Raw genomic sequence first — 26,820 nt, forward strand, 5'->3', positions numbered from 1 at the left:
ACGCTTGGCGCGTCCGGCCTGCGGGAGATATCATCACCGTCGGATCGGTTGAAAGAGGAGGGACGCATGGCGATCGATGACGAACGTCCGGTCAAACGGCCAGTTCACGAGATCGGGCAAGATCTTGCGGCACTTTCCATCGAGGAGATTGCCGAGCGGATTCAGCTTCTGAAGGCGGAAATCGACCGCCTTGACGCTGCGCGCGCTGCCAAATCCGCGAGCCGAAATGCCGCAGAAGCATTCTTCAAGCTGTGAGGCCGATCAGAGTCTGTGCTGAGTACTATGTTACCCCAACCGTATTGTTCCGGACGGGGACTGAATTCAGATTGGATGCATTCTCTTAACTTACCGTTAACCATTGCTGTGCAGTATTGGGGCGTCCAGGCTTCTGGATCTTCGAGTGGCTCCTTGTCACTCTTTTTGACGCCTCCCTGTTGACTTGAAGAGCCGTGCTCAGCGCGGCTCTTTTTTTGACTCCGGGATGCCCATCGGACTAAGAATGGGCATCTGGCATAGTCGTTGCTCCCAAACGTTATCTGTCTGACCGGCAGTCCCGGAACGGAACGAAACGCGCTATAGTGCGCGAGCGTCCTTTCGGAATGCAGGCCCTTCGGGGCAGGCGAGGAAGACCGGTCGTCTGTTTGTTTCGAGTTTTCAGAGGCGTTGCGTCATGACCGATACTTCGCAGAACGACCTTTCCACGGAAACGACCATCGCTTTTGCCGACCGGTTCGCCCATTCCGAGACGTTCCGCGATCTGTTCCGCGAGGGAATGGCGCTGGTGGAGGAGACGGCCTCCTACCTCGACGGCGAGGGCCGCAAGCAGAGCCGGCAGCTGACCCGCAATGCGTCGCTGGTCTACACGACGGAATCGATGCGCCTCACCACGCGCCTGATGCAGATGGCGTCGTGGCTGCTGCTGCAGCGCGCCGTCAACGACGGTGAGATCTCATCCGAGCAGGCGAACACGGAGAAGTCCAAGGTTCGCCTCGACACCGCGCCTCCGGCCACCCAGACGGTCGCCTTCCAGGAGTTGCCGGAAGCGCTGCGCTCGCTGATCGAACGCTCGCTGCGGCTGCAGGAGCGCGTGCGCCATATCGACCAGGCGATCTACGGGCCGAAGGCGACCGGCGGCGACGCGGTCAATCCCGTCGCCCGGGATCTTGGCCGTCTCGCCGACGCGCTGGGCGCACGCCTCGGCGCCTGACCCCGACCGTCCTCCGCCGAGCCAACGGAAAAAGCCCCGGATCGCTCCGGGGCTTTTCGCATTCTCGTCGGTGGAGCCGGCCAGCTTACTTGCTGAACAGGCCGCCGAACTTGGAATTGAAGCGCGAGACGCGGCCACCGCGGTCCATGAGCTGCTGGTTGCCGCCGGTCCAGGCCGGATGAGACTTCGGGTCGATGTCGAGGTTCAGCGTGTCGCCTTCCGCGCCGTAGCAGGAGCGGGTGGTGAACTCGGTACCGTCGGTCATCACGACCTTGATGGTGTGATAGTCGGGATGAATGCCCTGCTTCATCGCTTCGTCCTTCGTGGCGGCTGCCGGTGTGGGTGCCAGCGCCTGAATGTCGGTTCTGGAGCTCGTCCCGTGCCGCGATCCTGCAACACGAAAGCCGCCGACGGAAACCGTGGCGGCCGATCAATGCTCACGTTCGGGCGGTTCTATACAGCAACACCGGTCCAGCGGCAAGCGCGACGAACCGGGCTTGCGCGACGACACGCCCGGCAGTCCACGAGCGATCGTCCAGCGAAGCAGCCTGCCCTTGCGCGGGGGTCCGGGTGGTGGTCAATCTCTCCCGCGTTCGAAGCGGGAGGTCGGGTTCGTGGCTGAGGTTGAAGCGATGGGGCGTTCCTCCGAGGAGGCTCGGCCGAAGGTTCGGATCGGACCGCTGCGCGCACTGCTTCCCTTCGCGTTGCGCTACAAGGGGCGACTCGCCGGCGCCATGGTCGCGCTGCTCGCCGCATCCGCCGCAACCCTGGTGGTGCCCGTCGCGGTGAAGGCGGTGATCGACCATGGCTTCTCGACGGCGGATGCGTCGACGATCGATCGCACCTTTCTCGGTCTGGCCGGGGTGGTGCTCTGGCTTTCCGCGTCATCCGCCTTGCGCTACTACTTGGTGATGACGCTGGGCGAGCGGATCGTCACCGATCTCCGGGCGGCGGTCTTCGACCACCTGATGCGCCTTTCGCCCAGCTTCTTCGACACGGCCCAGTCCGGCGAGATGGTGTCCCGACTGACGGCCGACACCACGCTGATCCGCTCGGCTGCCGGCTCCAGCGCCTCGGTGGCCCTGCGCAACCTACTGCTCTTCACCGGCGCTTCGGCGATGATGGTGGTGACCAGTCCGCGCCTGTCGCTCTTCGTGCTCGGCGCCATTCCGCTGATCGTGCTCCCCCTTGTGGCCTTCGGCCGTTCGGTCCGGAAGCGGTCCCGCGACGCGCAGGACACGCTGGCGGAGGCCAGCGCCTATGCCCAGGAGACGATTGGAGCGGTGCGCACGGTCCAGGCGTTCACGCAGGAGAGCCATGCGGCCGGACGCTATCGCGGTGCGGTCGAGCGCGCCTTTCGTGCGGCGCGCAGCCAGCAGCGCTCGCGCGGTGTGCTGACGTTCGCGGCCATGTTCATGATCTTCGCCAGCGTCGTCGCGGTGCTCTGGGTGGGCGCCCAGGACGTGCTGTCCGGCGAAATGACGGCCGGGACGCTCAGCCAGTTCGTGCTCTACGCGGTGTTCGCCGCCGGGGCGCTCGGAGAACTCAGCCAGGTCTGGGGCGAGATCTCGCAGGCAGCCGGCGCCACGGAGCGGCTCACCGAGTTGATGGCGATCGTGCCGCAGGTGCGGCCGCCGGCCCGGCCGCAGCCGCTGCCTCTGCCGCCGCGCGGCACCATCGCCTTCGAGCACGTCTCGTTCGCCTATCCCACCCGGCCGGACCTGCCGTCGCTGGTCGACGTGAGCTTCAAGGTCGCGCCGGGGGAGACGATCGCCATCGTCGGTCCGTCCGGCGCAGGCAAGACCACGCTGTTCCAGCTGATCCTGCGGTATTACGATCCGGATACCGGGCGCGTGCTGCTCGATGACGTCGACCTCCGGCACGCCGATCCGCAAGAAGCCCGCAGGCGGCTTGCGCTTGTGGCGCAGGACCCGGTGATCTTCGCCAACTCGGCCTATGAGAACATCCTTTTCGGTCAGCCGAACGCGTCACGACCCGCGGTGGAGGAAGCGGCGCTCGCCGCCAATGCCGACGGGTTCATCCGGGTGCTGCCGGAGGGCTACGACACGACGCTCGGCGAGCGCGGCGTGACGCTCTCGGGCGGACAGCGGCAGCGGATCGCCATCGCCCGCGCGATTCTCAAGGATGCTCCGATCCTGCTTCTCGACGAGGCGACCTCCGCGCTCGATGCGGAGAGCGAGCGACTGGTGCAGGAGGCGCTCGACCGCGTAGCCACCAACCGCACGACCCTGGTCATCGCGCATCGCCTCGCCACGGTCGTCGGGGCCGACCGGATCCTGGTGATGGACGCCGGGCGGATCGTGGAGGTCGGAACCCACGAGGAGCTCGTCGCGCAGGGCGGGCTCTACAGCCGGCTCGCGAAGCTTCAGTTCCAGGAACCTGCTTGATCCTGGACGCGATCGACTTCGGACGGAACCCTCACCGCCTGTCCACCCCAAAGGAAAAGGCCCGCGGGGACGAACCCGGCGGGCCTTTTTTGTTTTCACCTCGGTCGGGATCGGCCGATCAGCTCGGCTGCGGCTCCAGACCGCCCGGCTCCTCGCCACCCTTCGGCTTCAGCCGGGTGGTGGGAACGGCGGAGGAGCGCGGCGGAGACGGCTCGTCGAAGGCGTCGCGCACCGGAGGCTTGCCGTCGAGCAGGTTCTTGATCTCTTCGCCGGTCAAGGTCTCGTACTCCAGGAGCGCCTTGGCGAGGCGGTCCATGTCTTCCTTGCGCTCGGTGATCACCTTGCGCGCAGCCTGATAGCCTTCCTCGACGAAGCGACGGATCTCCGTATCGATCTTGCGCATGGTGTCGCCGGAGACGTTCTGCTGGCGCGACACGGCATGGCCCAGGAATACCTCTTCCTGGTTTTCGCCGTAGGCGACGGTGCCGAGTTCCTTGGAGAAACCCCAGCGGGTGACCATGGCGCGGGCGATGCGGGTCGCCTGCTCGATGTCGGACTGGGCGCCGGAGGTGACCTTCTCGTCGCCGAAGAAGATCTCTTCGGCCACGCGACCGCCCATCGCCATGGCGAGCCGCGACGTCAGCTGCTCATAGGAGATGGAGACCTGGTCGCGCTCCGGCAGGTACTGGACCATGCCGAGGGCGCGTCCGCGTGGGATGATGGTCGCCTTGTGGATCGGGTCGCAGGCGGGCATGTGCAGGGCGACGATGGCGTGGCCAGCCTCGTGGTAGGCGGTCAGGCGCTTCTCGTCGTCCGTCATCACCATGCGGCGCTCGGCGCCCATCATGATCTTGTCCTTGGCGTCGTCGAACTCCGCCGCGGTGACGAGGCGCTTCGACCGACGGGCGGCGAGCAGGGCGGCCTCGTTGACGAGGTTCATTAGGTCGGCGCCCGAGAAGCCGGGCGTGCCGCGGGCAAGGGTCTTCAGGTCGACGTCCGGCGCCAGCGGCACCTTGCGGACGTGCACCTTCAGGATCTTCTCGCGGCCGATGATGTCCGGGTTCGGCACCATGATCTGACGGTCGAAGCGGCCCGGGCGCATCAGCGCGGGGTCGAGGACGTCGGGCCGGTTGGTGGCCGCGATGATGATGATGCCTTCGTTGGCCTCGAAGCCGTCCATCTCGACAAGCAGCTGGTTCAGCGTCTGCTCGCGCTCGTCGTTGCCACCGCCGAGGCCGGCGCCGCGATGGCGGCCAACCGCGTCGATCTCGTCGATGAAGATGATGCAGGGCGCGTTCTTCTTGGCCTGCTCGAACATGTCGCGGACGCGGCTGGCGCCGACGCCCACGAACATCTCGACGAAATCAGAGCCCGAGATGGTGAAGAAGGGCACGTTCGCCTCGCCGGCGACGGCGCGGGCGATCAGCGTCTTGCCGGTACCCGGAGGGCCGACCAGCAGCACGCCGCGCGGGATGCGGCCGCCGAGGCGCTGGAACTTCTGCGGGTCGCGCAGGAATTCGACGATCTCCTGAAGATCCTCCTTGGCCTCGTCGACGCCAGCCACGTCCTCGAAGGTGACGCGGCCGTGGGCCTCGGTCAAAAGCTTGGCCTTGGACTTGCCGAAGCCCATGGCCTTGCCACCGGCGCCGCCCTGCATCTGGCGCATGAAGAAGATCCACAGCGCGAAGATGATGATCATCGGCAGCCAGTTGATCAGCGTGCCGATGAGCGAGAAGCCCTCGGTCGCCGGCTTGGCCTGGATCTGGACGCCCTTCTGGCGCAGGGTCTCGATGTAGTTGGCACCCTCCGGCACATAGGTCTGGAAGGTCGAGTTGTTCTCGTACTTTCCACTGACCACCCGGTCCATGATGGTCACGTCGCGGACCGTGCCCTGTTCGACCTCCTGAAGGAATTTCGAGAACGAGATCTCGTTGGAGGTCGGGCGCTGACCGGGGCTCTGGAAGAGCTGGAACAGTGCGATCAGCAGGAGCCCGATGATGACCCACAGGGCGAAGTTGCGGAAGTTAGCGTTCATCGTCGACCTTTAGCGCCGCCGAAGCGTCGCGGGAAGAGGCATGTCAATCGCCGCCATACCGGAAAACAGTATCGCAGCGGACTTTAAGATAGGTTGAGGCAAGTGCCTTGCCAACCCGAGAGGCCCGAGTATCCGTCTCAATTCGGGACGTAGTTTACGCGTTGCCAACCAATGGCTGTCGTATGACCGATTTTTGCGCAAAGCGTGCTGTAGAACGGGATTTCCGGACGTTACTCAGGATTCCCAGTTCGGTGCATCCAGCGCCCTGAGATTTACGCCTTCAGCAGGCTCTCCGGTTTCTGGATGGCATGCCACGGGCAAGGTGGAAGCTGCGGCTTTCGGAAGATCGGGCCGCCGCTCGTCACCTGCTGCGCTGCGTACCATGATCCCACTCTTCGGCGAAGTCGTGACCTCGACGGCAAAACGTCCGTCCCACACAAAAGTGCCGCAACGGTCGATCATCATTTCGGGGAAGCCTGTTCGTCCGGCCTCGGCGTAGAGCCAGAGCCTGCGACCCCGCGGGTCCAAGGTGACGCCGGCGATCGTCGCCCGGCGCGGTTGGCCGCCCGACAGGCCGCGCCAGAAGGCCTCGATCGGTGCGAGGCGCGGTGAGTAGGCCTTCGGGCGGACGGTCCGGATCGCGTCGGACAGCAGCCGGAGCGCGATCTCGTCGGGCGCAGCCTCCAGCCGGTCCAGGTCGATAGCGAGCACGCCGCCGTGGTCGGTCAGGGACAGGCGGCGCACCGTCTCCACCATCGTGTCGAGGGCGGCTGCCGCACGGGCGAGGCGCGCTGCCGTCTCGGTCAGACGCTCGACGTCAAGCCCGATGTCGGCGAGGACCGGGATCAGCTTGCGCGTGCGGACCCGCAGAAACCGGTCGGCGTCGTTCAACGGATCCTCGGCAAAGGCCACCCCGGCCGCGCGGCAGGTGGCGACCAGCCTGGCCTTCCGTTCACCGAGCAGCGGGCGGACGAAGCGAACACCGTTAAAGGAACGCTCGCGGGCCATGCCCGCCAGACCCCAGACACCGGAGCCGCGGGCAAGGCGCATCAGAACCGTCTCGGCCTGATCGTCAGCGGTGTGGGCGAGGGCGACCGCGTCCAGTCCCATCTGCCGTGCGGCCTCGGACAGCAGCGCGTAGCGCGCTTCACGGGCGCGCGCCTGCAGGTCCGAAACCGGGGGGGCGCCGTCGTGCGTCCAGCGCAGGATCGTGCAGGGCAGGTCGAGCGAGGCAGCGAGATCGGCGACGGCGGCGCACTCGCCAGCCGATGCCGGGCGCAGGCCGTGGTCGACGGTCAGCACGTGGAGGCGGGGGCGGCCGGAGAGGCTCGCCCAGCGATGGAGCAGGAGAAGAAGCGCGGTGGAGTCCGGGCCGCCGGAGACGGCCACTCCGATCGCGTGCAACGACGCCAGATCGGAGAACAGGAGGGGCAGTTCGTCGTCGTCGAACGGTCGCGCGGCCATCGACGGCGGGTTCATGTCAGCAGCCGGCGCTCGCCCGCTGGGCGGTGACACGATCGAGCAGGGTGGCGGGGGCTCCCGGATACTTCTTGGCGAGCTCGCCGTAGGTGGCGCAGGCGGCGTCCTTCTCGCCGAGGCCTTCCAGAGAGAGGCCCAGCTTCAAGAGACTTTCGGGCGCCTTCTGGCTCTTGGGGTAGTCGCGATAGGTGGTCAGAAAGGCGTCGGCCGCTTCCCGGTACTTGTCGCGCGCGAAATAGGACTCGCCGAGCCAGAAGTGCGCGCTGCCGGCCTGCTCGGAGCGGGGGTGGTCCTTGAGGAAGCGCTTGAAGCTGGTCTCGGCGGCGGCATAGTCGCCGGAGAGGACGAGGCCGTAAGCCTCATCGTAGGCGGCCTTCGGATCGGTCGGCGGAGCGATGGCGGCAACATCCGCGCCGGCGGCCGGCACGGTGGGCTCCGTGCCTTGCTGGTCCATCGGCGTGCCCGCCTGGACGCCGGCGGATCCGGACGACACGCCCGGCAGGCCGCCGTCCAGGATCGGTCCGGCGAGGGCAGGGTCTTCGCCGCGTGCAATCGCGGAGAGATCGAGAGGGCCACCGACCGCGCTGTCGGAGGGCGGTGCGATCGCGGTGCCGTCGCCCGGAATGGTGCCGAGAACCGTCGGGGGCGCGCCGACGTCCGAGTTGCCGCCGGTCTCGGCGGTGGCCACGGTCGTGCCGGGCGGGGCCGCCGGCCCGCCCAGCGTCGGCGGGACGCCGGTCGCCGGGGTAGCGGCGGAGCCCGCGTCGGAGCGGCGCTGGGGCTTGCCGCCCTTCTCCAGTTGCTGGAAGCGGAACTCGTTGTCCTCCTGGGTGCGCCGAAGCGCTTCCTGAAGCTGCTGGACCTGGTAGGTGAGCTGCTCGATCTGGCCGGTCAGCTGGCGCATCTGGTCCTGCATCTGGTCCATGCGCATGGACTGCTCCGCCAGCGCGGCGGGCGATTGCGCCTGGATCACGCCGCCGCCGCCGAGCACGTCGGCCGGGGGAACCGGTCCGCCGCCGAGCAGCTGGGCTCCGGCCAAGCCGGTGGCGCCGAGGGTCATGAGCAAGGCGGCTGCGGCGACCTTCAGTCGCCTCCGGCCGCCGAGCGGTTCTTCAATCTTCATCAGCTTTGTCCGATCCTCTCGAACGCAGGCGCCGGCCGGATCTTCCGGATGACCGGCGCCCTCGCCAGTCCGCCTGCGCATAGCATAACTCAGCGCGAGTTCGGCCAAATTTTGGCCCCGGCACGGGAAAACCGACAGGTCGGTCCGCCGGGCGGAAACGGAAAACCCCGCCGTCTCCGGCGGGGTCCTCGCTTGTAGCCTCGACGGCAAGCCCGGCGTCAGCTGCCGGGGTTGTTGATCACGGTCACCGCGCGGCGGTTCTGCGCCCAGCAGCTGTCCTCGTTGCAGAGCGCTACCGGACGCTCCTTGCCGAAGGAGATGGTCTTGACGCGCTGCGGAGAGACGCCGCGGGAGACCAGGTAGTCGACGGCGGCCTTGGCGCGCCGGGCGCCGAGCGCCAGGTTGTACTCGCGGGTGCCGCGTTCGTCGGCGTGACCTTCGATCGTCACCGTGTAGCGCGGGTAGAGTGCCAGCCACTGGGCCTGGCGGTCCAGCGTGGAGGCGCCGTCCGGGGTCAGCGACGACGAGTCGGTCTCGAAGAAGACGCGGTCCCCGACGTTGACGACGAAGTCCTGCGCACTGCCGGGAACGGCGGCGCCGGCTCCGCCGGCCGCTCCGTTGGCCAGCGAGCTGTCGATCTCGCTCGGGCTCTTTGCGCAAGCGGCGGCAAGGAGTGCGAGACCGAAGACGATGGTCGCGCGGCTGATATGGCTTTTCGTAACGGACATGAACATCCCGGTAACCCTCTACGTACGACCGGCGGTCTATCGGAAACGTGGTAAACGGCCTTGGTTAATCCTGCGTTGAAGAACGTGGTTAACCGAGCGTTACCTGCCGATTTTCGCACCGGGTCAATTGCTGCAGCGATGGAGGCGGCCGGCCGGGGGTCCCCACCCGTCCGACCGCTCGATGACTTCAGTTCAGGAGCGGCGACCATGCCGGGTCCGACCCGAAGGACGGCGTCGGCACGCGCTGTTCGTTGCGGCCGGTGAGATCCACCGACCAGAGCTGCGGGCCGCCGTTCTGGCCGCCGACGTCGCGGAAGAACATCAGCACCCGACCGTTCGGCGCCCAGGTCGGGCCCTCGTTGTGGTAGCCCTCGGTCAGGATGCGCTCGCCGGACCCGTCCGGACGCATGACGCCGATAGCGAAGCGCCCGCCCATCTGCTTGGTGAAGGCGATGAGGTCTCCGCGCGGCGACCAGACGGGCGTCGAATAGCGGCCCTGGCCGAAGGAGATGCGCTGCGCAGGTCCGCCGCCGCCCGACATGACGTAGAGCTGCTGGTTGCCGCCGCGGTCGGACTCGAACACGATCTGCGAGCCGTCCGGCGAATAGGAGGGCGAGGTGTCGATCGAGGCGCCGTCCGTCAGCCGCGTCGTGGTGCGCGAGCGCAGGTCCATGGAGTAGATGTTGGCGTTGCCGTTCTGCTCCAGGCTCATCACCACCCGCTGCCCGTCCGGCGAGAAGCGCGGCGAGAAAGTCATGTTGGGGAAGTTGCCCACCACCTCGCGCTGGCCGGTCTCGATGTTGAGCAGATAGACCCGGGGATCGCCGGCCCCGAAGGACATGTAGGTGATCTCCTGGGTGGACGGCGAGAAGCGCGGTGTCAGCACCAGGTCCTGGCCCTTGGTGAGGTAGCGGACGTTGGCGCCGTCCTGGTCCATGATGGCGAGGCGCTTGATGCGTGCGCCTTTCGGACCGGTTTCGTCGACGAAAACCACACGGGTGTCGAAGTAGCCCTTCTCACCGGTCAGGCGCTCGTAGATCGCGTCGGCGATGATGTGAGCCACGCGGCGCCAATTCTCCGGCGTGGTGAAGAACTGCTGGCCGGTCAGCTGCTGGCCGGCGAAGACGTCCCAAAGCCTGAAATCCGCCTGGAGCCGACCATCGGGAGCCCGGCTGATCGCTCCCGTCACCAGCGCCTGGGCATTGATCACGCGCCAGTTCTGGAAGTTCGGCACGGCGTTGGGGTCGACGAAGCGGTCGACGAAGGAGGCCGGGTCGAGCGTGGCGAACAGGCCGGACCGCTTGAGGTCGGCGGCGACGACGCCGGCGATCTCGCGGCCGAGCTGCCCGGCGTCGCCTTGTCCCGCAAAGTCGGGAATGGCGATCGGCAGCGGCTGCACCGAGCCCTGCGTGATGTCGATGTTGAGCTCGGCTGCCGCGGGCGCGGTCAGGAAGACGGCGGCTGCGAGGGCGACGATGCCCGACCGCACGCTCGCCAAGACCTTCCCGAGGAAGTCGGGCGGCGTCTCGAACTTGGCTATCGCTCCCATCATGGGTGCTTTCTCTCCGATTGAATTCGTCAGGAACGCGTTTGAAACACGGGGATCAGCGCGAAACTGTGGCGTGATCTCAGAACATGTCGGAAGGACTGAAGCGGAAGTTGACCACTTTCCATTCCTCGTATTTCTCGGGCGGCAGGAACGTGTACGGCGAGCATCGCAGCACGGCGCGTGCTGCGCCCTCGGCCGCCACCATGCCCAGGGGGCCGCTCGGCTGTTCAATGATCGACGGCAGATCGGACACCGATCCGTCGGGATTGAACACGATGCGTAGCCTGACGATCAGGCTTTCGGCCCCATCCGCGCCGGCCGGATAGTTCCAGCAGGCCGCGACCGCGGCCTGGAGCGCGGCGATCTCGCTCTGCGACATCTGGGCAACCGGTCCGACCTCACGTTCGGAGCCGAGCGAGGCTTCTTCCGTCGAAGCCTTCGAGCCACCGCCGGAAGGGTCGACCTTGTTGAGAAGCGCGGAGATGTCCTCAGGGTTGAAGGTGTCCTCGGCCTTCTCCGTCGGCTTGGTCGCCTTCGACTGAGTCGGCTTCTTCGTCTCCGTCTTGCGCGGCGTCTCGGTCGGCAGGGCCTGCTGCGGATCGATCGAGGCGGTCTGGACCGGTTCCGGGGGCTTCGGCCGGGCCTTCGGCTTCACCGCCGGCACGGGCGCGGGCTTGGCCTCCTCCGCAGCCTTGTCAGGCTCGGCCGGCAGTTCGGCTACCTCCACCTTGGGTGGCACGGCCGGCGCCGGAGGAGCCGGCTCGGCCTTCGGCGTTTCAGGCGCCGGCTCGGCCTTGGCGGTGTCGGGCGTGGGGGGCTTCGGCTGGGGAGCCTTCGGCGCGGGGGGCGGCGGGGGCGGTGGTGCCGCTTCCTTGGTCGGCGCCGCGGCCGTGTCGGTCGTCTTCTCGGTCAGTGGGGCCTTCTGGTCGTTGGGCGCGTTGCCGACCCGCTGCGACTGCGGCGCCGGTAGCTGGGGCTTGGCCTTGCCCTGGCTCGCGGTGTCGGCCTTCGGCGCGGTCTTCTTGCCCTCGGCGATCTCTGTGACGTCGGAGATGGGCACCAGATCCACCGGCAGCGCATCAACTTCCACGGCCTCGAACGGCTCGGCGCTGGGAAGCGTCACGAGCCCCCAGGTCAGGAGCAGGACATGTCCGATGACGGACGAGGTGAGACCCAAACGCATGAAGGACTTCCGACCTAACCTGCGGGCGCCGCGCCCGGATCCTCGACCGTGATCAGGCCGATCTTCTTGAAACCGGCTGCGGAGATCCGCGCCATCACCCGCATCACCGTGCCGTAGTCGGCATCCCGGTCGCCGCGGACGTAGATGCGGTCCTCGACACCGTTCTTGGCGATCGCCTGCAGCTTCGGCACCACTTCCTCAAACGGAATCTCGTTGTCCTGAAGGAACACCTTGCCGTCCTTGTCGACCGAGATGTTGATCGGATCGGTCTGACCTTCCATCGGCTTCGCGGCGGTTTCAGGGAGATCGATGGGCACTCCGACGGTCAAAAGAGGCGCGGAGACCATGAAGATGATGAGGAGCACGAGCATCACGTCGACGAAGGGCGTGACGTTGATTTCGCTCATGACGGCGTGACCGCGCCGCTTCCTCCGGCCGCCTCTGCGTCCACCGCCTCCGACCGCGCCCATGCCCATCGGTCAGCTCCGATCGTCGATCTGGCGGGACAGGATGGCTGAGAACTCGTCGGCGAAGCTATCCATCCGAGACCCGATGCGGCCCGCATCCGACGTGAACTTGTTGTAGGCGAGCACCGCCGGAATGGCCGCCGCAAGGCCGAGGGCGGTTGCGAACAGCGCCTCCGCGATGCCCGGAGCGACCACCGCGAGGTTGGTGTTCTTGGAGGCCGCGATCGCCTGGAACGAGGTCATGATGCCCCAGACGGTGCCGAAGAGGCCGATGAAGGGGCCGGCGGAGCCGACGGTCGCCAGCACCAGGAGGCGCGCCTCCAGGCGCTCCATCTCGCGGGTGATGGTGACCTCGATCACCTTCTCGATCCGGTCAGTGAGGCCGAGAAAAGACGTGCGGCCTGCCTCGTGGCTGCGCTTCCACTCCCGCATCGCGGCGACGAAGACGGCGGCGAGGCCCTGGTTAGGGCGCGAGACGAGCGAGCGATAGAGTTCCTCCAGCGACTGGCCGGACCAGAAGATCTTCTCGAAACGGTCCATCGACTTGCGCGCCCGGGTGAAGCTGATCGACTTGTCGATGATGATCGCCCAGCACCAGATCGACGCTGCGAGCAGGCCGATCATCACCAGCTTCACGACGATGTGGGCCTGCAGGAACATGCCGATCAGGCTGAGATCAGGGCCGGGTGCTGCAAGTGCCGTCTGTGTGAGGTCGGCCGCGTTCATGGATGTCTCAATGGCCTCTTCAAAAAGCGATCCGTCGAAAAAACCGTCCTGGCCCGATGGTCGGCGCCCGCTGGCCGGTCGAGCGTTCGACCGGTCCCGGGGCTGCCGGACCTCAGGCCCTGACGGGCATTCGGCGGCGTTCCGAAATTTCCGCAGTGCACCGGAGATGCCCGCGAAATTTGTCGAAAGCAGGACCCGCCGGCGCCAGTGCCGCAGGGTCCAGTCATGGTTCGTCAAGGTTAAGGAAGGGTTATTGGAGCCGCCCAAAAGCGGACGCCATGTCGGCGGGGATGCGCCGGGGGCGGCCGTTGCCGCCCACCGCCACCACCGTCACCTTGGCCTCGGCGACAAGCTGGTCGCCCCGCATCAGGCGCTGGTCCAGCACCACCCTGGAGCCGCCGACCTCCAGCACGGAGGTCTCCACCACCAGCGCATCGTCCAGGAACGCCGGCTTCAGGTAGTCGATCTCCATCCGACGGACCGTGAAGAGGATCGCGTCCGGCGAGGACCTGTCCGCGTGGGCGGACTGGTGGATTCCCATGGCCCGCAGCAACTCGGTCCGCCCCCGCTCGAAGAAGCGGACATGCGAGGCATGATAGACGATGCCACCGGCGTCGGTGTCCTCCCAGTAGACGCGGACGGGATGGGTGTGAGGCGAGGGCACGTCGGGCAAGGGGCTGACCTTTTCGGTGGGGCGAGCACGCATAGCGACGCCGACCGGCGAAGGCAATCCCGCCACGGCCGCCGCCCGGATGAGGCGGGTCGACGGACGGGAAGCGAACCTGCTTCAGGCGTCGTCGTCCGCAAAAAGCGTGAACTGCGGCGGCTCCGGTCCGCTCGGAACCGGCAGGCCCATGTGCCGAAAGGCGTGCGGGGTGAGGACGCGGCCGCGGGGGGTGCGTTGGACGAAGCCCTTCTGGATCAGGTAAGGCTCGACGATGTCCTCGATGGCGTCGCGCGGTTCGGCGATGGCGGCGGCGATCGTCTCGATGCCGACCGGGCCGCCGGAAAAGCTGTGCGCGATGGTCGTGAGGTAGCGCAGGTCGAGGGCGTCGAGGCCGATGGAGTCGACGTCGAGCCGGGTCAGCGCCTCGTCGGCGACCCGGCGGTCGATCTTCTCGGCGCCAGCGACGACGGCGAAATCGCGAACGCGGCGGAGCAGCCGGCCGGCGATGCGGGGGGTGCCGCGGGAGCGGCGGGCGATCTCGGTGGCGCCGTCCTCCGTCATGCCGATGCCGAAGATCCGCGCGCCGCGGCGCACGATCAGCTCCAACTCCTCGGTGGTGTAGAACTCCAGGCGGATCGGGATGCCGAAGCGGTCGCGGAGCGGCGTCGTCAGTAGGCCGAGGCGCGTGGTGGCGCCGACCAGCGTGAACTTGGCGAGGTCGATGCGAACGGAACGGGCAGCCGGGCCTTCGCCGATGATCAGGTCGAGCTGGTAGTCCTCCATGGCCGGATAGAGGATCTCCTCGACCGCCGGCGACATCCGGTGGATCTCGTCGATGAAGAGGACGTCGCGCTCCTCCAGGTTGGTGAGGAGGGCGGCGAGATCGCCGGCCTTGGCGATCACGGGACCGGAGGTGGCGCGGAAGTTGACGCCGAGTTCGCGGGAGACGATCTGGGCGAGGGTGGTCTTGCCGAGGCCCGGCGGGCCGACGAACAGGACGTGGTCGAGCGCTTCGCCGCGCGCCTTGGCGGCGTCGATGAAGACCTGGAGGTTGGCGCGCGCCGGGGCCTGGCCGACGAATTCGGCGAGGGCGCTCGGGCGGATCGACTGCTCGACATCGTCGGGCCGCTTGTCGGCGGCGACCAGGCGTTTCGGGGTGTTCATCGGAGCTCGACCTCGGCGACCGCCGACTCGCCGGAGCCGGCAGCGGTGTTCGCCTTTCGTTTTTGCACGGGTTGGCCGGCGAGGAAAGGTGCCGCGGCATCGTCGCCGCCTTTGCCTCGCCGGTTCAGATGGGGCTGGGCGGCGGGAACGTCTGGGAATCCTGGATTTCGGCCGGCGGCTCGGCAGGCGGAGGGGGCGGGGGGCGGCGCTTGGGACGCTTGACCGGCGGGCGTTCGCTGACCCACCAGACGAAGGGCTTGCCGAGGAGAAGGCCGACGACGAAGGCGGCGACCGGCAGGGCGAGGAGAAGCAGGATGGCGGGCAGCCATTTCGCGAGACCTTCGCCCGGCTGGCTGGACAGCCAGGCCGCCAACCCGCCGGCAAAAGGTATTGCAAACCAAAGGCTTGCCTTGACCGAAGCCGTGGCGAAGCGCCACGCGGTGTGCACCCGCTCGGCGATGAACATGACGACCATGGCGAGGAAGAGGTCGGCGGCGAGTGCGGCGGCGGCGGCGATGGCGTAGGGGGAGAGGGCGCCGGCGCCGGTGGGGATGAGCTTCGGCAGGTCGGCGGGCGGTGTTCCGGACGACAGCGGACCGAGGGCAATGACGGCGACGGCGACCACGGCGAACAGCGCGAGGTAGAGGACGAAGCAGATGGGGACCATCAGTCCGCGGAAGAAACCCATAGCGTTCTCCGATACTTAGCCGCAAGGGCGGACCGATCGTGTCGCGGCCTGCCGCCTGTTATCGCGCGGGTGGCGGCGGGGATCAATGCACGGCGAATGCAATCTTGACCGTCAGCGGGCGAGTTCCTTCAACCCGAGGCGGATGAGCTTCTCGGTGGAGATGTCTTCGCCGGCGGCCTTGGCGGCGGTGGTGACGGCGGCGGCCGCCTGCAACTGGGCGTATCCGAGGTTGACGAGGGCGGAGACGGCCTCGGCGATCGGGCCAGAAAGGCGAGCTTCGCCAATGTCTTGGGCGGTGCGCAGGACCGACGGGTCGGCGTCGGCGAAGGCGGGGGCCTTGTCCTTGAGCTCGGTGGCGATGCGCTCGGCGACCCTTTTGCCGACGCCGGGGGCCCTGGAAATCGCGGTCAAGTCCTTGAGTGCAATGGCGGTTGCGAGCGCGCCGGGGTCGAGGACCGAGAGCACGGCGAGGGCGACCTTGGCGCCGACGCCCTGCACGGTCATAAGCAAACGAAACCACTCGCGCTCGATGTCGTTGGCGAAGCCGTAGAGGCGGATCATGTCCTCGCGCACATAGGTCTCGATCGACAGCACGGCGGATTCGCCAGCCTTTGGAAGACGTTGCAAGGTGCGTGCGGAACAGAACGCCTGGTAGCCGACACCGTGGACGTCGAGGATCACCCAGTCGTCACCGAAGCTGTCGACGACGCCTTTCAGCTTTCCGATCATCTTTGCTTATACCCCCATGGCGCGCGCAAGACGGGCGGTCGCCGAGCCGCGATGATGGGCGTGGGTGAGGGCGATCGCAAGGGCGTCGGCAGCGTCGTCGGTGGTGAAGACGGCCTTCGGCATCAGCACCGTAACCATATGGCGGATCTGCACTTTTTCTGCGTGGCCGGCGCCGACGATGGCCTTCTTGACGGCGTTGGGCGCGTATTCGGACACCGGCAGCCCGCGGCGGGCCGGGGCGAGCAGGACGACCCCGCGCGCCTGCCCCAGTTTCAGCGTGGCGCCGGCGTCCTTGTTGACGAAGGTCTGCTCGATCGCCGCTTCATCCGGTTGATATTCATGGAGAATTTCGTCCAGCCCGTCGTGGATGGAAACCAGCCGGCGGGCCAGATCGTCGGCCTGGGTGGAGGTCACGGAGCCGGATGAGACGAAGCGGACGCTGTTGCCGACGACGTCGATGACCCCCCAGCCGGTGCGGCGGAGGCCAGGGTCGATGCCGATGATGCGGGTGACGGTGCTCATGCCTTCGGTCTACCCGTTTGTTCCCGATTCGTCCGCAAAAAGTGTAGTCGCGTTTTTCGGGGCCGGAGGCGGCTACGTAGCCCACGACGGCGGCGGACGGAATTCCGACCCGCGCCCCTTGCGGCCGTCCCTCCCTCCGGCCACAAACCTTGTCCCCGCCACGCCGCACGGCCCCATCATGTCCGATTCGACCGCCCCGGCGGACCTCCTCGCCGCGTTCCTCGCCCTGCCGGCGGAGCCGCGCATGCTGCTCGCCTTCGCGGTGGTGCTGGTCGCCGGCTGCGTGCGCGGCTTCTCCGGCTTCGGGGCGGGGCTGGTCTACGTGCCGGCGGCGGCGGCGCTGTTCGGGCCCAAGGTGGCGGCGGCGACGATCCTGATCTTCGACATCCCGGTGATGATCCCGCTCACCATCCGCCTCTTGCCGAAGGCGGACGTCAGAGAAGTTATCCCCCTCGCCATCGGCGGTGCGATGATGACCCCCGTCGGATACCTGACGCTGGCGCACCTCGATCCGGTCGCGACGCGTTGGGTGGTGTCGGTGCTGGTGATCGCCGGCCTTGCCGCCATCGCGGCCGGCGTGCGGTTCCCGCGGGAGGTGGGCGACCTCACGGCGGGCGGCGTCGGCGCGATGTCCGGCTTCATGAACGGGCTCGCCCAGGTGGGCGGGCCGCCGCTGATCCTGTTCTGGCTTTCCCGCCAGAAGCCCGCGGTGACGATCCGCGCCTCCGCGGTGCTCTACTTCACCATCGGCACGGTGGTGACGCTCGCCACCTACCTCTGGGGCGGGCTGATCACCACCCGGGTGCTCCTGATGGCCGCCTGGATGGCCCCCCTCTACGCCGCCGGCATGATGCTGGGCGGGCTGATGTTCGGGCGGGCGAGCGAGGGGGTTTATCGGAGGGTGGCGTTCGGGATCATCGCGGGGAGTGTGGTGCTGGGGTTGCCGGTTTGGTGAGGGGGACGTCGAGTAGTATGCTGAGCCTCAGTAACGGCCATTAATTTCTCTCTGGACGATCGAATCGGAAAGCAACCAACAGATCTGATCTGGAAACGCTGTTTACACTCTGCCCAATGAACAAGTGCCCGGCGCGAACGGCTCTCCTTCCTCTTCCGACCTGCGTCCGCGCCAATCTGCCTAGGGCCCTCGTGCGATGATAGGTTGAAATGGTGACGTGCATATCGTCCTAGTGGTATTCTACATTGCGAATCGCGGGTGTAGTACTCGACAAACCTAGCTTTGCGGGGCGCGCATGAAGATCGCTAAGGTCAAGATCACCAACTTCAAGTGCTATGGGGAAACGTTTTCCCTCGCGTTTAACGATGAATTGAACGTTATCGTCGGCGGCAACGAGTCAGGGAAGACTACAATCCTCGAGGCAATCCACTTGGCCTTGACAGGGATGCTGCACGGCCGCCTGCTCAAAAACGACCTGACCAGCTATCTGTTCAATATAGCCGCCCAGGAAAAGTACGTCGCTAGCCTAAAAACCGCGGCGCCCCTACCGCCGCCGGCGATCACCATCGAGCTGTTCTTCTCGGGAAATTCGAGCGAACTGGCCGAACTGGAGGGCGACGGGAACTCCGAGAAGATCAAGGCAAGCGGCGTTACCTACCGAGTCGAGTTCGACGAGGAGAACTACAAGGGCGCATACGAAGCGCTCGTGGCGGCCGGCGAAATGGCCTCCATTCCGGTGGAATATTACACTGCTACTATGCGGTCCTTCGCCCGCAAAGGGATCACCTCGCGCAATATCCCGATCAAGTCAGCGCTGATCGATTCCTCCAGCGCCCGCCTGCAGAACGGCTCCGATGTATATGTCTCGCGTATTATACGTGACGCACTGGAAGAGACCGAGCGCGCATCGATCTCGCAGGCGCACCGGAAGCTGAAAGAAGCCTTCGTCGAGGACAAAAACCTTCAATTAATCAACGAGCGGATCACCAAAGCCGCGAAAATCAGCCAAAAATCGGTCTCCATCTCGGTCGATCTTTCGTCCCAGACCGCCTGGGAAAGCAGTCTGATGACCTATATCGACTTTATCCCCTTCCAATACATTGGCAAGGGCGAGCAGTGCGTGATCAAAACCAAGCTCGCCCTAAGCACTAAGAAGAACGCCGAAGCGACCGTCATTTTGCTTGAAGAACCGGAGAACCATCTGTCGCACGCCAGGCTCAATGAACTGATCGCCGACCTAACCGCCCAGCACGGCGAGAAACAGATCATCATCTCGACCCACAGCAGCTTCGTGGCAAACAAGCTCGGCCTCGACCAACTGATCGCGCTGCGCGATGGAAAGGTAGTCCGGATATCCGAGCTCCAGGCCAGCGACTTCTTCAGAAAGCTGGCGGGGTACGACACCTTGCGCTTGGCCTTAGCCAAGAAGGTTATCTTGGTAGAAGGCGACTCTGACGAACTGGTGGTCCAGCGGGCCTACATGGACGCCAACGGCGGGCGCTTGCCGATCCAGGATGGTATCGACGTCATCTCGGTTGGCACGGCGTTCTTGCGGTTTCTCGAACTGGCGCTCGCTCTTAAGGTTCCTGCGACCGTCGTCACAGACAACGACGGCGACACCGCCGCTGTGGAGAAGAAGTACGCCTCGTTCCAGAGCGATTCTTCTATCAAGATTTGTTTTGACCCCGACGTTGATGTGGGGCCACTCAAAGTGAAGGATAAGACCTTCAATTACAACACTCTGGAGCCAAAACTTTTAAAGGCAAACAGCTTGGCGACTCTCAACACAGTACTAGGCACAGCCGCAAAGTCAGAAGACGAGCTTCACCTCTATATGCGCGCCAACAAGACTGATTGTGCACTGACCATTTTCAGTTCGAAAACGGGTATCAACTATCCTGACTACATTACCCGGGCGATAGCGCCATGATCGGTGAGAACAGACTGGTCATTGCGGCCGCCGGCTCCGGTAAGACAACCTACCTCATTGACGAGGCGCTGAAGATCCGCGACCAGCGGGTCCTGATCACCACCTATACGGAGTCAAACGAGGCGGAGATCCGCCAGAAATTTTTCGACGTCGTCGGCCACGTTCCCGCGAACGTGGTGATTATGACTTGGTTTAGCCTCCTTATCACCCATGGGGTGAAGCCATTTCAGGGATCCGTGTTTGACTTCCCCGTCAGGGGCATGTTGCTGGTCCAGGCCCCGTCCGCAATCCGATTCATCAACAGCAAGGGCATCGGGGTCTCCTGGCCCGAAGATGATATCGCCAAACACTTCTTCGACCCGCAAGGCCAAGTCTTCTCCGACAAGCTGTCGAAGTTGGTGATAAGGTGCAACGAGCGAAGCGGCGGCGCTGTCATCGACAGGCTTAGTCGCGTGTTCCCCAACATATTTGTCGACGAGGTCCAAGACCTCGCCGGATATGATCTAGACATTCTGGAGGCGCTGGCGCGAAGCCGGGCTCGGCTGCTCATGGTCGGCGATCCTCGCCAAGTAACCTACCTTACACACAATGAGCGCCGCCACGTAAAATACGCCAATGGTGGCATCGCCGAATTCTTGCGGAAACTTCCCAAGAAACTTAAGATCAATATAGACGACAAGAGCTTGAACAGGTCGCATCGTAACAACGCGGCCATCTGCGCCGTTTCGTCCAGCCTGTTCCCTGCTATGGCCGCCACCCGAGCTTGCGAATGCGCAACTTGTCGTAGACCACCACCCTCGCACTCCGGCGTTTTCATTTTGAAAACTTCGGACTACGCGCACTACTTAGCAGCCGTCAGACCAGTGCAGCTCCGTAATAGCATCTCCAGCAGGGGAGTCGATCCGTCGTTTCCGGCTTGGAATTTCGGAGAGTCCAAGGGACGCGGCTTCGATCACGTGATCATACTTCCAACTGACCCGATGAAGAAATGGCTCGCGAACTCCAGCAGCCAACTGGCAGCACAAAGTCGAGCGAAGTTCTACGTTGCGCTCACGCGCGCCCGTCACAGCGTGGCCGTTGTCATCGATTGGAAGGCGGCTTCGCTACCTGCGGGCTTCTCGCTTTATGATCCAGCCGCCGAGTGACGTAGTTCCTGCCTTTAGCGAAGTTCTGTGGTGAAGTTGGCATTAACAGGCCAGGGCGTGTGATACGGCCCGGCGACGAGTAGCCGCTGACGTAGGCGATGGGGAGGTGGGGGCGTTCGGGGCGGATGGCGTGGGCGACTTCGGCGCTGTTCATGCCGGGCATGGTCACGTTGAGGGATGACGAGGTCGGGCTCGGGGCGCTTGAGGAGGTCGGGGCCGGAAGGGGCGTCGGGCGCGGCGAAGGCGCGGTAGCCGGTGGGGCCTGGGCGACGGCGGGTAGGCGTCGGGCGGCCTTGTGGTGGTCGACCACGAGGACGGTGGCGGGCGGTGTGGCAGCGATGGCCGCTGCGGCGTCGGGGAAGGGCGGCGGCGGGGAGGTCGGTGCGCTCTTGGGTCAGACGACGGTGGTGCCGAACAGGGCGCCGATGCCGGCGGTGGCGGCCATGGCGAGGGCGCCCCAGAAGGTGACGCGGAGGGTCGCTCTCGGGATGGCGGCGCCGCCGGCCTTGGCTCCGACGGCTCCGAGGACGGCCAGGAACACCAGCGAGGCGGTCGAGACGACGACCACGAGGAGATCGGCGGGCGACAGCCAGGCGGCGAGAAGTGGAAGGGCGGCGCCGACCGCGAAGGTGGCGGCCGAGGTGAGGGCCGCCTGGACCGGTCGGGCCGCGGTTTCGCTGAGGATCCCGAGTTCCTCGCGCGCGTGTGCGGCGAGCGCGTCCTTGGACGTCATCTGCCGGGCGACCTCGGCGGCGAGCGTCTGGTCGAGGCCGCGCGCGACATAGATGTTGGTGAGCTCCTCCAGCTCGAAGGCCGGCTGGTCCACGAGTTCGCGGCGTTCGCGGGCGAGATCGGCGGCCTCGGTGTCCGACTGCGAGCTGACCGACACATACTCGCCCGCGGCCATCGACATGGCGCCGGCGACAAGGCCGGCCGTTCCCGCCAGGAGGATCTCGCCGGTGCCGGCGGAGGCGGCGGCAACGCCGACGACGAGGCTCGCGGTGGAGACGATGCCGTCGTTGGCGCCGAGCACCGCCGCGCGCAGCCAGCCGATGCGGGAGACGAGGTGGCTTTCCGGGTGCATGTGGGAGCGGGGCATCAGCGTCTCCTTGCCATCACCGGTCCGGCCGTCGGGGCCGAACGGTCTCTGCCCGCACCGGGGGCTTGCCCTGTCGGGCGGTGGTCCGCCGCGCCGAAACGTCGACCCGCGCCCGTCGCCGACAAGGCGGCGATCGCGGGCGATCCGTCCGGTGCCTTCGACATGCCGTTGCTCAAGCAGAGGGGGCCCGGCGACAGTCGCCGATCGCGTGCGTTGAAGTCACCGCACAATACTCCAGATCGCCCGGCGGCGCCGAAGCATTCGTATACGAGGCATTACGACCTGTAACAAACCGCCAGCCGATGAAGAGACGCGGTGGACTCTTCTACGGGTCTGCACGGCAACTGGCCGTGTACCCGTCCATGACCGGGGTAGGCGCGACGAACGTGGCCGGAGACCAGGCGCGGCGGACCTGGGGCCTGTCGCCTGCCGCGCTTCGGCGGGATCGCCAGGCTTCAGCCGGCTCCCGCCAGCGCGTTCGCCAGGACGGCCTGCAGGTCGTCGATCCGGAACGGCTTGCGGAGCAGCGTCGTGGCGGGCCCCGTGGCGGCCTCGATCGCGGCAGTGTCGGAGTAGCCGCTGGCGAAGACGATGGGGAGGTGGGGGCGTTCGGCGCGGATGCGGCGGGCGACTTCGGCGCCGTTCATGCCGGGCATGGCGAAGTCGAGGATGACGAGGTCGGGCTCGTGGCGCTTGATGAGGTCGAGGCCGGACGGGCCGTCGGGCGCGGCGAGGACGCGGTAGCCGATGGCGTCGAGCGAGGCGACGAGCATGCGGCGGAGGTCCTCGTCGTCGTCGACGACGAGGACGGTGGCGGGCGGGGCGGCGGAGGCGTCGTCGTCGGGCAGGGCGGGGCCGGCGGCGGCGACGGGGAGCTCGGTGCGCGGCAGCAGCAGGCGCACGGTGGCGCCGCGGCCGGGCACGCTCTCGATGCGGGCGGTGCCGCCGGCCTGCCGGGCGATGCCGTAGACCTGGGAAAGGCCGAGGCCGGTGCCGCGGCCGACGCCCTTGGTGGTGAAGAAGGGATCGAAGGCGCGGGAGGCGATCTCGGGCGGCATGCCGGGGCCGGTGTCGGTGACGAAGAGGTCGACGTAGGCGCCGGGCTTCAGCTCGGGGTCGTCCTTGATGTCGGCGAGGCGGGAGCCGATGGTGAGCTGGCCGCCGCCCTCCATGGCGTCGCGGGCGTTGATGGCGAGGTTGAGGACGGCCATCTCCAGCTGGATCGGGTCTGAGAGGACGGGCGCGTCGCCGCCGTCGAGGTCGAAGACGAGGCGGACCATAGGGCCGAGGGTGCGGCCGAGCAGGTCGCGCATGCCCTCGACGAGGTGGTTGACCACCAGCGGCTTCAATTCCATGCGCTGGGCGCGGGAGAAGGCGAGCAGCTGGCCGGTGAGCCGGGCGCCGCGCTCGGCCGCCTCCAAGCTGTGGCCGGCGAGGAGGCGCACGCGCTCGGGGTCGTCCGCCTTGCGGCGGATCAGGTCGAGCCCGCTGACGACGGCGCCGAGCAGGTTGTTGAAGTCGTGCGCGATGCCGCCGGTGAGCTGGCCGATGGCCTCCATCTTCTGGACCTGGACGAGGGCGGCCTCCGCCTCGCGCAGGCGGGCCTGCTCGGAGAGGCGCTCGGTGACGTCGTGGACGAGCTGGTAGGCGCCGACGATGACGCCGCGCTCGTTGCGCAAGGGGCGGAAGCGCATCTCGTAGTCGCGCGGGGGATCGCCGAAGCGGGAGGTGTCGGTGAACTCCTCGCCGGCAAGCGCGCGCGACCAGAGGGCGCGGACGGCGGCCTGGTCCTCGAGGCGCTCGGAGAGGACGTCGAGCATGCCGTCGCCGGCCTGGGGGAGGGGGACTTCGAAGATGCGGGAAAAGGCCTCGGCGGCGGCGCGGTTGATGGCGAGCCAGCGGTAGTTGAGGTCGATCACCTGGACGAGCATGTCGGTGCCGTCGACGATGTCGGCGAGGAGCTTGCGCTCGGCGAGGGCCTCAGCGACGCGGCGCTCCAGGGTTTCGTTGAGCTCGCGGAGCGCCGCCTCGGCGCGCTTGGCCTCGGTGATGTCCTGGACCAGGGAGTAGATCCCCTCGACGCGGCCGTCGGGGCGCAGGCGGGGGACGTATTCGACGCGGATGTGGCGCGGGGGGCTGTCCTCGTAGGGCATGTGCTGGTCGAAGGTGACCCGCTCGCCGGCGAGCGCGCGGTCGAACCAGGACTCGACGGCCGAGAAGGCAGCCTCGCCGACGATCTCGCGGACGGGACGGCCCTGGATCTCGGCGCGCGGGCGGGCGAACCAGTCCTCGTAGACGCGGTTGACGAACTGGTAGACGAGGTCGCGGTCCATGTAGGCGACGAGCACGGGCATGGCGTCGGCCAGCATGCGCAGCTCGTTCTCACGCTCGCGCAGGATCGCCTCGACGAGGACGCGGGTGCGCACCTCTTCGGCCTGGCGGCGGGAGGCGACGACGGTGGCGGTGGTCTCCTGGCAGGCGCAGAACATGCCGGCGACAGCGCCGTTCTCGTCGCGCATCGGGGAGTAGGAGAAGGTGAACCAGGTCTCCTCCGGCGCGCCGTGGCGGTTCATGACGAGGGGGAGGTTGTCGCGGTAGGTGGCCTCGCCCGACAGGGCGGCTTCGACGAGGTCGGCGAGGTCGGGCCAGATCTCGGCCCAGACCTGGCGCATCGGCGCGGCGAGGGAGGCGGGGTGCTTGGCGCCGAGGATCTCGGCATAGGCGTCGTTGTAGAGCATCCGCAGCTCCGGCCCCCAGGCCAGGAACATCGGGAACTTGGAGCCGAGCATCAGCCCGACCACCGAGCGCAGCGACTGCGGCCAGCGCTCCGGCGAGCCGAAGGGCGAGGCGGCGGGGTCTAGGGCGCGGATGAGGGCGCCGGCCCTGCCGCCGCCGGCCAGAAAGGCGAGGTGGGGGACGGTCGTGTCCGTGAGCAAGGGTGGTCCTCTTGAGCGCCCCCCGGCGATCCGTTCGTTCGTCATAGCACGAACGGCGGACGCCGGCCCGTCGTTCCCGCCATCAGTTGTAGAGCAGCCCCGGCAGCCACGATCCGATGGCCGGGAAGATGTAGTAGAGCGCCATCGCCACCAGGACGAGGAGCAGGAAGGGCGTGACGCCGGCGAAGATGTCGGTGAGTTCCACGCCCTTCGGCGCGACGCCCTTCAGGTAGAAGGCGGCCATCGCCATCGGCGGGGACAGGAACGACGTCTGGATGTTGAGCGCGATGAGGACGCCGAAGAAGAGCGGATCGATGTCGTAGAGGGCGAGCAGCGGCAGGAAGATCGGCACGAAGATGATGATGATCTCCGTCCATTCCAGCGGCCAGCCGAGTACGAAGATGATGGCCTGGGTGAGCAGCAGGAACTGCAGCGGCGTCAGGTTCATGGAGGCGAACCAGGCCTCGATCACCTGCTGGCCGCCGAGGAGGGCGAACACCGAGGCGAAGATCCAGGAGCCGACGAACAGCCAGCAGACCATGGCGCTGGAGCGGGCGGTGAGGAAGACCGCCTCCTTGAAGCCGGTCCAGGTGAGGGAGCGGTAGGCGGCTGCGAGGAGCAGCGAGCCGAGTGCGCCGATGCCCGCCGCCTCGTGCGGCGTGGCGAGCCCGAACAGGATGGAGCCGAGCACCGCCAGAATCAGCGCGGCGAGCGGCACGAAGGAGGTGAACACCTCCCGCACCACCTGGGAGAGGGGGACGTCGTACTGCTCCTTGGGGAGCTTGGGCGCCAGACTCGGGTTCAGCGTGGCGCGGATCATGACGTAGAGGATGTAGAGGCCGGCGAGCATCAGGCCGGGCAGCAGGGCGGCGGCGTAGAGGCGCACGACCGACACGCCGGCCATGGCGCCGTAGAGGATCAGCATGATCGACGGCGGGATCAGGATGCCGAGGCAGCCGCCGGCGCAGACGACGCCGGAGGCGAGCTTCTTGTCGTAGCCGGCGTTGAGCATGGCGGGCAGCGCGAGCAGGCCCATCAGCGTGACGACTGCGCCGACGATGCCGGTGGCGGTGGCGAACAGCGCGCAGGTGATCAGGCTGGCGACGGCGAGCGAGCCGGGAATGCCCTTGGCGGCGAGCTGCAGGGCGTGGAACAGGCGGCCGAGGATGTTCGCCCGCTCGATCAGGTAGCCCATAAAGAGGAAGAGCGGGATGGAGATCAGCACGTCGTTGGACATCACGCCGTAGGCGCGCTGGACGAGCAGCGGGAAGATGGTGTCGCCGATCGCGTACCAGCCGAAGGTGACGGACAGCGCGACGATGGTGAAGGCGATGGGAAAGCCGAGGAGGATGGTGAAGAGAAACACGACCAGCATCAGGATGCCGACTTCCGGATTGGTCATAGCTTCACTTCCTTGCCATGCTGAACGTCGGCGATGATCTGGGTCTCAAGCTCCTCCACGTCGTGCGGCCGCCGCGGCCAGACGCCGGTCTTGAGCGCGATCCCGGCGCGGATCGTCTCGGCGATTCCCTGCAGGAGGAGGAAGAAGCCGGCGACGGGAATGACTGTCTTGAAATGGTAGAGCGGTGGTCCGTTCGGGCTCGACGAGGAGTGCTCGTTGATCATCCAGGCGAACTTGGCGAAGCCGTAGCCGGAGTAGACCAGGGCGATGACGCCGGGGAAGAAGAAGAGGATGTAGAGGACGAGGTCGAGCGCTCCCTGGGCCCTGACGGGCAGGAGACGGTAGACCAGGTCGGCGCGGACGTGGCTGTTGCGTGACAGGGCGTAGGCGCCGGCCATCATGAACAGCGTGCCGTACATGATGTAGCTGATGTCATAGGCCCAGGTGGTGGGCCGGCCGAGGACGTAGCGGACGAAGACCTCGTAGCTGACCACGAACGTCAGGATGACGACGCACCAGCCGAAGGCCTTGCCGACCAGCGTGCTGACGGCGTCGACGAAGAACAGGAAGCGCTGCATGGACCATTCCTGGCTGGCGGAGCTCCGGTGCGCCCGATCGGGCCGCCGGAATCGGCAGGGCCGGCGCGCGCCCTTGGAAGCGCGCGCCGGACACCGGGGT

24 protein-coding genes are annotated in these 26,820 nt (G+C 66.7%); 6 read left to right on the forward strand and 18 right to left on the reverse strand.

Annotated elements, in window-relative coordinates; all coding sequences use genetic code 11:
* The first annotated feature begins 66 nt into the window (after positions 1 to 66).
* Together HZ321_RS14335 and rcdA are read left to right on the forward strand one after the other, a co-directional pair.
* Positions 67 to 255, forward strand: coding sequence for a DUF1192 domain-containing protein (locus tag HZ321_RS14335; RefSeq protein ID WP_181703069.1), 189 nt, complete (start codon positions 67 to 69; stop codon positions 253 to 255).
* 415 nt (positions 256 to 670) lie between these two features.
* Entirely contained in the window at positions 671 to 1,207 is a 537-nt protein-coding gene (rcdA, locus tag HZ321_RS14340; RefSeq protein WP_181703070.1) for a protease adaptor protein RcdA, read from the forward strand.
* 85 nt (positions 1,208 to 1,292) lie between these two features.
* Here rcdA and rpmE read toward each other — a convergent pair whose 3' ends face one another.
* Positions 1,293 to 1,517 carry a 50S ribosomal protein L31 gene (gene rpmE / locus HZ321_RS14345; protein ID WP_181703071.1) on the reverse strand — a complete coding sequence of 75 codons (225 nt, stop codon included), beginning with the start codon at positions 1,515 to 1,517 and terminating at the stop codon, positions 1,293 to 1,295.
* 322 nt (positions 1,518 to 1,839) lie between these two features.
* Here rpmE and HZ321_RS14350 point away from each other — a divergent pair, with 322 nt between their 5' ends.
* Positions 1,840 to 3,615 carry an ABC transporter transmembrane domain-containing protein gene (locus tag HZ321_RS14350; protein WP_181703278.1) on the forward strand — a complete coding sequence of 592 codons (1,776 nt, stop codon included), beginning with the start codon at positions 1,840 to 1,842 and terminating at the stop codon, positions 3,613 to 3,615.
* A gap of 118 nt (positions 3,616 to 3,733) precedes the next feature.
* Here the strand turns inward: HZ321_RS14350 and ftsH are convergent, their stop codons facing one another.
* The 13 genes from ftsH to ruvC all read right to left on the reverse strand — a co-directional run bounded on the left by ftsH (position 3,734) and on the right by ruvC (position 16,675).
* Complete coding sequence (ftsH, locus tag HZ321_RS14355) at positions 3,734 to 5,650, reverse strand: ATP-dependent zinc metalloprotease FtsH (protein ID WP_181703072.1); 1,917 nt, start codon at positions 5,648 to 5,650, stop codon at positions 3,734 to 3,736.
* A 234-nt stretch (positions 5,651 to 5,884) separates the two neighbouring features.
* Positions 5,885 to 7,114, reverse strand: a complete 1,230-nt coding sequence (gene tilS / locus HZ321_RS14360; RefSeq protein ID WP_181703073.1) for a tRNA lysidine(34) synthetase TilS — start codon at positions 7,112 to 7,114, stop codon at positions 5,885 to 5,887.
* A 16-nt stretch (positions 7,115 to 7,130) separates the two neighbouring features.
* Entirely contained in the window at positions 7,131 to 8,252 is a 1,122-nt protein-coding gene (gene ybgF / locus HZ321_RS14365; RefSeq protein ID WP_181703074.1) for a tol-pal system protein YbgF, read from the reverse strand.
* Between the two features lie 218 nt (positions 8,253 to 8,470).
* Positions 8,471 to 8,986, reverse strand: coding sequence for a peptidoglycan-associated lipoprotein Pal (pal, locus tag HZ321_RS14370; RefSeq protein ID WP_181703075.1), 516 nt, complete (start codon positions 8,984 to 8,986; stop codon positions 8,471 to 8,473).
* Between the two features lie 181 nt (positions 8,987 to 9,167).
* Entirely contained in the window at positions 9,168 to 10,532 is a 1,365-nt protein-coding gene (gene tolB / locus HZ321_RS14375) for a Tol-Pal system beta propeller repeat protein TolB (protein WP_425305407.1), read from the reverse strand.
* A gap of 76 nt (positions 10,533 to 10,608) precedes the next feature.
* Entirely contained in the window at positions 10,609 to 11,712 is a 1,104-nt protein-coding gene (locus HZ321_RS14380) for an NADH-quinone oxidoreductase subunit E (RefSeq protein ID WP_181703076.1), read from the reverse strand.
* Positions 11,713 to 11,726: 14 nt separating this feature from the next.
* The gene (gene tolR, locus HZ321_RS14385; RefSeq protein WP_181703077.1) at positions 11,727 to 12,188 is read right to left on the reverse strand and encodes a protein TolR; all 462 of its coding nucleotides are present in this window, start codon (positions 12,186 to 12,188) and stop codon (positions 11,727 to 11,729) included.
* Positions 12,189 to 12,191: 3 nt separating this feature from the next.
* Positions 12,192 to 12,905, reverse strand: a complete 714-nt coding sequence (gene tolQ, locus HZ321_RS14390) for a protein TolQ (protein WP_181703078.1) — start codon at positions 12,903 to 12,905, stop codon at positions 12,192 to 12,194.
* A 250-nt stretch (positions 12,906 to 13,155) separates the two neighbouring features.
* Complete coding sequence (ybgC, locus tag HZ321_RS14395; protein ID WP_342343856.1) at positions 13,156 to 13,569, reverse strand: tol-pal system-associated acyl-CoA thioesterase; 414 nt, start codon at positions 13,567 to 13,569, stop codon at positions 13,156 to 13,158.
* A gap of 123 nt (positions 13,570 to 13,692) precedes the next feature.
* Positions 13,693 to 14,736 (reverse strand): Holliday junction branch migration DNA helicase RuvB, encoded by a 1,044-nt coding sequence (ruvB, locus tag HZ321_RS14400; protein WP_181703080.1) that lies wholly within the window; start codon positions 14,734 to 14,736, stop codon positions 13,693 to 13,695.
* Between the two features lie 124 nt (positions 14,737 to 14,860).
* Positions 14,861 to 15,424 carry a hypothetical protein gene (locus tag HZ321_RS14405; RefSeq protein WP_181703081.1) on the reverse strand — a complete coding sequence of 188 codons (564 nt, stop codon included), beginning with the start codon at positions 15,422 to 15,424 and terminating at the stop codon, positions 14,861 to 14,863.
* Positions 15,425 to 15,535: 111 nt separating this feature from the next.
* Positions 15,536 to 16,153 (reverse strand): Holliday junction branch migration protein RuvA, encoded by a 618-nt coding sequence (ruvA, locus tag HZ321_RS14410; RefSeq protein WP_181703082.1) that lies wholly within the window; start codon positions 16,151 to 16,153, stop codon positions 15,536 to 15,538.
* A 6-nt stretch (positions 16,154 to 16,159) separates the two neighbouring features.
* Complete coding sequence (ruvC, locus tag HZ321_RS14415; protein ID WP_181703083.1) at positions 16,160 to 16,675, reverse strand: crossover junction endodeoxyribonuclease RuvC; 516 nt, start codon at positions 16,673 to 16,675, stop codon at positions 16,160 to 16,162.
* 178 nt (positions 16,676 to 16,853) lie between these two features.
* On the opposite strand from ruvC, the gene HZ321_RS14420 reads away from it, so the two are divergent.
* From HZ321_RS14420 to HZ321_RS14430, 3 genes are all read left to right on the forward strand, one after another.
* A complete protein-coding gene (locus tag HZ321_RS14420; protein WP_181703084.1) occupies positions 16,854 to 17,630 on the forward strand; it encodes a sulfite exporter TauE/SafE family protein in 777 nt (258 codons plus the stop codon).
* A gap of 295 nt (positions 17,631 to 17,925) precedes the next feature.
* On the forward strand, positions 17,926 to 19,560 hold the full coding sequence (locus HZ321_RS14425; RefSeq protein WP_181703085.1) for an ATP-dependent nuclease: 1,635 nt from the start codon (positions 17,926 to 17,928) through the stop codon (positions 19,558 to 19,560).
* A complete protein-coding gene (locus HZ321_RS14430; RefSeq protein WP_181703086.1) occupies positions 19,557 to 20,705 on the forward strand; it encodes a UvrD-helicase domain-containing protein in 1,149 nt (382 codons plus the stop codon). Before HZ321_RS14425 ends, HZ321_RS14430 begins: the two co-directional genes overlap by 4 nt.
* A gap of 394 nt (positions 20,706 to 21,099) precedes the next feature.
* On the opposite strand, the gene HZ321_RS14435 is transcribed toward HZ321_RS14430, so the two are convergent.
* From HZ321_RS14435 to HZ321_RS14450, 4 genes are all read right to left on the reverse strand, one after another.
* Entirely contained in the window at positions 21,100 to 21,804 is a 705-nt protein-coding gene (locus HZ321_RS14435) for a VIT1/CCC1 transporter family protein (protein ID WP_181703087.1), read from the reverse strand.
* Between the two features lie 455 nt (positions 21,805 to 22,259).
* On the reverse strand, positions 22,260 to 24,740 hold the full coding sequence (locus HZ321_RS14440) for a PAS domain-containing protein (RefSeq protein WP_181703088.1): 2,481 nt from the start codon (positions 24,738 to 24,740) through the stop codon (positions 22,260 to 22,262).
* 82 nt (positions 24,741 to 24,822) lie between these two features.
* Positions 24,823 to 26,142 (reverse strand): TRAP transporter large permease, encoded by a 1,320-nt coding sequence (locus HZ321_RS14445; protein WP_181703089.1) that lies wholly within the window; start codon positions 26,140 to 26,142, stop codon positions 24,823 to 24,825.
* Entirely contained in the window at positions 26,139 to 26,720 is a 582-nt protein-coding gene (locus tag HZ321_RS14450) for a TRAP transporter small permease subunit (protein WP_181703090.1), read from the reverse strand. Before HZ321_RS14450 ends, HZ321_RS14445 begins: the two co-directional genes overlap by 4 nt.
* Positions 26,721 to 26,820 lie beyond the last annotated feature (100 nt).

Origin of the sequence: Chthonobacter albigriseus (assembly GCF_013839445.1) — a bacterium.
Taxonomy (GTDB): Bacteria; Pseudomonadota; Alphaproteobacteria; order Rhizobiales; family Pleomorphomonadaceae; genus Chthonobacter; species Chthonobacter albigriseus.